3 protein-coding genes are annotated in these 5,291 nt (G+C 69.9%); 2 read left to right on the top strand and 1 reads right to left on the bottom strand.

Annotation, left to right across the window (positions count from 1 at the left end; genetic code table 11):
- Nucleotides 1-586, bottom strand: a 586-nt coding sequence (locus VF794_RS24945; RefSeq protein ID WP_331114561.1) for an efflux RND transporter periplasmic adaptor subunit, incomplete at its 3' end; no start/stop codon positions are given.
- 234 nt (nt 587-820) lie between these two features.
- Between VF794_RS24945 and VF794_RS24940 the strand changes: the two genes are divergently transcribed.
- Complete coding sequence (locus VF794_RS24940; RefSeq protein ID WP_331114559.1) at nt 821-2,062, top strand: lanthionine synthetase C family protein; 1,242 nt, start codon at nt 821-823, stop codon at nt 2,060-2,062.
- 12 nt (nt 2,063-2,074) lie between these two features.
- A partial coding sequence (locus tag VF794_RS24935; protein WP_331114557.1) for a lantibiotic dehydratase occupies nt 2,075-5,291 on the top strand: 3,217 nt, incomplete at its 3' end.

The following is a 5,291-nucleotide window of genomic DNA, read 5'->3' as shown; positions in this document are numbered from 1 at the left end:
AGCCACCGGGGAGCATCGCGATGACCTCCAGCGGCGAGTCCTGCTGCACCAGCGAGATCACCACCTCGCCCTCGGTGAGGTGCTGGCCACGCCGGATCCGCACGTCGCTCACCACCCCTGCCTGGGGCGCTCGCACCACCCGTTGCTCGAGCTGGAACTCCGCCAGTTCCTTCTCGGCGCGCAGCGTGCTCAGCGCCTGACTCGCGCTCTCATCCGAGAGATCCCTCATCCGCCGCATGAGATGGAGCTCGAACTCCTGGTTGAAGCGCTCCAGGCTGGCCTGCTCCTGTCCGGCGAAGAAGCGCACCAGGACCTGCCCCTCCTTCACCCGCTGCCCGGGCTGGACCTCCACCGAGGTGACCCGCCCCGCCGAGAGTGCTGTCACCTCCAGCCGGGCCTCCGCTCGCACCACCGCCGGACCGCTCGCGTATTCGGTGACCCAACCCAACACCCCGAACGCACCGTAGAACCCGACCACCGCCAGCAGGAGCCAGAAGGCCCAGCGCGTCCAGGAGGGCGAGAGCCGGAGGACGCTTCCTCTCTCCTGGCTTCCAGCGTGGTGGTCGAGAGCCTCCTTCCGAAACATGGGTGAGCCTCCAGCTGAAGGAAACCTCCAATAACAGATTGGGCTTTCCCTCTCATTTGCCCCTGGGGCTGCCTCGGGTGTTGCCAAGGCAACCAAGACCCTGAGGGCCACGTACCCGCTGTCAGGAATGCGAGCCTGTCTCACCCCGGAGCCGCATCGCGCGGATGGAGCGGGAGTTGTTATTTGGTGGGCCGCCCGACGTGAAGGGTGTCTGGCTGAGCGGAGGCGATTCCCATGGCGGAATGGACAACCCTTCTCAAGGGCCCCCTGCGGGAGCGTGCGTTGCTCACCGTGGAGGAGATCGCGGGTGCGCTCCGGGCGCGCCAGGGAAGGGAGGGGCCGTCGCTCTCGAATGGCCTCGCGGGCATGGCCTTCCTGTTCGCGGAGCTGGAGCGGGGGCAACCCCATCACGGCCACCGGGCCCAGGCGGAAAGGCTCATCCTGGAGGCGGCGTCGGCACTGGAGGAGCAGCCGCTTCCGCCGAGTCTCCATGGGGGATTCGTCGGAATCGCCTGGTCGCTCGCGCGACTCGGGGCGATGGGGATGACGTCGATCGACGACATGGAGGAGATCGACGAGGTGTTGTTGCGTCTGGTGTCCCGGAGGCCGTGGGGCGCTGATTACGACCTGGTCGTCGGACTGGCGGGCCTCGGCGTCTATGCGCTCGAGCGCCTCCCGCACCCCCTCGCCGTCAGGTGCCTCGAGGAGATCGTGGACCGATTGGAGGAGCGCTCCATCCAGGTGGGGCCGGGGCTCTCGTGGTGGACTCCACCCGAGCATGTGCCGCCCCATCAGCGTGCGGGGTTTCCCGAGGGATACTTCAACCTCGGTGCGGCACACGGCGTATCCGCGGTGGTGGCCCTGCTGGCACTGATTGCCCGGGCGGGAGTGGCCGAGCGAAAGGCGCGCGAGCTCTCCGCGGGAGGGGCCCGTTGGCTCCTGGCGAACGTGTTGCCCGACAGCCCGGGAGCCCGCTTCCCCGCGTGTACCGCACCGGGCATCCCTGGCCAGCCCTGCCGCTCCGCGTGGTGCTACGGGGACCCCGGCGTCGTTGTCTGCCTGCTCGTCACCGCCCGGGCGTTGTCGGATCTCGAGCTGGAGCGGACGACGTTGGAGATCGCGAGAGAGGCCGCGCGGCGCCCGGTGGATCAGACCGAGGTGCGGGATGCGGGGCTCTGCCACGGCGCCGCGGGCCTCGGGCATCTCTACAACCGCCTCTACCAGGTCTCCGGGGAGCCGGTGTTCAAGGAGGCCGCCACCTCGTGGTTCGTCCGGACACTGGAACTGGAGCGTCCCGGAGAAGGGGTGGGTGGGTACTTCTCCTGGCAGAGGTTGTCCGAGCGGGAGGAATTCAGCTGGGTGCCGGATGCAACCCTGCTCAACGGTGCCACCGGTGTCGCGCTGGCCTTGTTGGCGGCGTGTCACCCCTTCCAGCCTGGCTGGGACGGCCTGCTCATGGCCGCCATCCCCTCTTGAGCCCGCCCGCCCATGAACCACTCCAATTTCGAGGAAAAGTCCCGGGAGTTTCCCTTCTCCCCAGCGGGGTTCTTCGCGTTCCGCACGCCCCTGCTCCCCTTCGAGGAGTTGAGCAGGTGGGGAGAGGGCTTGGAGGCCTCGCGCCTTCCGCCGGGCTCCCAGGAGCTCGAGCCGGCGCTCCGCCGGGATCGCGCGACCCTGCGGGCGCGTCTGGGTGCGCTCCTGCGGCAGCCGGAAGTGCATGAGGCCCTCTTCGTGGCCTCGCCCAGCCTCCACGAGTGTCTGGGCCTGTGGCAGCGAGAACCGGAGAGCGAGCGCGGCGAGAAGATCGAGCGCAGCGTGGTCCGCTACCTGCTGCGCATGGTGGGGCGGCCCACCCCCTTCGGCCTGTTCGCGGGGTGCTCCGTGGGGGAGCTCGGCGAGCGGACGCGGCTGCGGATCGGCCCCCGAGCCACCTACCAGCGCCATACCCGCCTGGACATGGATTACGCCTGCCTCCTCGCGGAGGCCCTCTCGCGCACGCCCGAGCTGCGTCAGCACATCTCCTATCGGCCCAACACCAGCCTGTACCGCGCCAGCGGCCGGCTGCGCTATGCCGAGGGGAGGTTGAGCGAGAAGGTTCGCTCGTACCACCTGGTGGCGGTCGAGTCGTCCGAGTACCTGGAGGCCACGCTGGCCCGGGCCCGGGAGGGCGCCTCGGCCGAGGCGCTGGCGCGGGCGTTGGTCGAGAGGGATCCGGAGATCGGCCTCGACGAGGCGACGGAGTACGTCGCGGAGCTCATCGACAGCCAGCTCCTGGTGCCGGACCTCTCGCCGCCGGTCACCGGACCGGAGGCGCTCCGCGCGCTGATCTCCCAGCTCCAGCGGCTCCCCGGCGGAGCGCCCTTCGTCGACGCGCTGCTCCCGGTCCAGGCCGCCCTCGAGGCGCTGGACTCCAGGGGGCTCGGTGCGTCGAGCGAGCACTACCTCGAGGTGTCCCGGATGCTCTCGGGGCTTCCCGCTCCAGTCGAGCTGCCACGGCTGTTCCAGGTGGACATGGTGAAGCCCGCTCCCGAGGCCCGGCTGGGACGGGAGGTGCTCCGCGAGCTGGAACGTGGCGTGCGGCTCCTGCACCGGCTCTCGCCCAAGCCACCGCGGGATGTCCTGGAGCACTTCCGCGAGACGTTCCTCCAGCGGTATGAGGCGCGCGAGGTCCCCTTGCTGGAGGCCCTGGACGCGGAGGCCGGCATCGGCTTCAACCCCTCCAACGTCCCCAGCGCCGAGGTGGCACCGCTGCTGGCGGGCATGGCCCTGGGCGGGGCGGCCGACGGCGGCGGTGGCGCCAGCTTCGGAGAGCGCGAGGCGCTCCTCTTGCGCAAGCTGGAGGAGACCCTGCGCACGGGGAGCCAGGTCCTCGAGCTGGACGATGCACTTGTCGAGCGGCTGGAGAACAAGGAGCGTCAGCCCCTGCCTGATTCCTTCGCGGTGCTGGCGTCCGTGGCGGCGGAGTCCGAGGCGGCGATCGACCAGGGCCGCTTTCAGGTCAAGCTCCCCGCTGTCGTCGCTTCCGGGGCCAACCTCCTGGGCCGCTTCTGCCACGGGGATTCCCAGCTCCACCGCAAGGTGGAGGAACTCCTGCGTGCCGAGGAGTCGCTTCAGCGGGGCGCGGTGTTCGCGGAGATCGTCCACCTGCCCCAGGGCCGGGTCGGCAACATCCTCGCTCGCCCCGTCCTGCGCGAGTATGAAATGACCTTCCTGGGGAGGTCCGGTGCCCCGCCCGAGCGACAGCTCGAGGCGTCCGACCTGAGGATTTCCGTTCAGGGTTCCCGGATCGTGCTGCGCTCGGCGCGGTTGGGGCGCGAGGTCATTCCGCGGATGACCAACGCGCACAACTTCCAGTTCCAGAACCTCGGTCTCTACCGCTTCCTCTGCTCGCTTCAGTACCAGCAACGATGCAGAGGGCTGATGTGGAGTTGGGGACCGCTGGCCCACGCCAGCTTCCTGCCGAGGGTCACCCACGGGCGGCTGGTGTTCAGTCCGGCCATGTGGAACCTCTGGCGCGAGACGCTGGAGGCGCTTGGCGGGACGAGCGGGGCTCAACGCTTCGCGGCGGTCCAGGCGCTCCGGGCCGAGCGGCGCATGCCGCGCTACGTCTCGCTGGAAGATGGGGAGAACCTGCTCCCCATCGACCTGGACAACGTGCTCGGTGTCGAGACGCTGGTCCAGCTCATCAAGGACCGGCCCTCGGCGACACTGGTGGAGATGTTCCCGGGGCCGGACGGGCTGTGCGCGGAGGGACCCGAGGGCCGCTTCGTCCAGGAGTTGGTGGTGCCCTTCGTCCGCTCCCGTTCCGAGGAGGCCGAGCGCCTCCCGGAGGCTCCAGGCCGTCCCGTGGAGGCGTCGCGGCTCTCCAGCCCGGCGCGCAGCTTCCTGCCCGGGTCGGAGTGGCTGTACCTCAAGCTCTACACCGGTGCCGCCACGGCGGATCGCCTCCTCGTCGAAACGGTGGCCCCCCTGGTGAAGTCCGCGCTCGGCTCGGGGGCGGCGGACGGCTGGTTCTTCCTCCGCTATGGCGATCCGGACTGGCACCTGCGGCTGCGCTTCCACGGCGCCCCCGAGCGCCTGAAGGCACTGGCTGGCGAGCTCCCCGGGGTCCTGGAGCCCCTCCACCAGGAGGGGCTGCTGTGGAAGGTGCAGCTCGACACCTATGAGCGCGAGGTGGAGCGTTACGGTGGACCGGAGGCCATGCTCCTCGCCGAGCGGGTGTTCCAGGCGGACAGCGAGGCGGTGCTGGAGCTCCTCACGCTGCTCCCGGGAGACGAAGGCGCGGACGCTCGCTGGCGCCTGATGCTGGGCGGGATGGACCTGCTGCTCTCGGACCTGGGATTCGGGTTGGAGGCCAGGCTCCAGGTGGTGACCGAATTGCGCGAGAGCTTCGGCCGCGAGTTCCAGGTGGAGCGCACCATCGAACGGCAGCTGAACGAGCGCTTCCGCAAGGAGCGCCGGAGCACGGAAGCGCTGCTGGGCTCCAGGGCGGACTCTCCCGTTCTCGCCAGGGGGCTGGAGGTACTCCGGCGGCGCTCCGACAAGCTGGCGCCCACCTTCGCTGGGTTGAAGGCCCTGGTGGCGGCGGGGAAGTCGGGTGTCTCCCTCGCCGGACTGGCCGGGAGCTTCCTGCACATGCATGCCAACCGCATGGCCCGGTCAGCGGCACGCGCGCAGGAGTTGGTCCTCTACGACCTGCTCAGTC

Origin of the sequence: Archangium sp. (assembly GCF_036389735.1) — a bacterium.
Taxonomy (GTDB): Bacteria; Myxococcota; Myxococcia; order Myxococcales; family Myxococcaceae; genus Archangium.
This window is presented reverse-complemented; position numbering and strand designations above follow the sequence as displayed.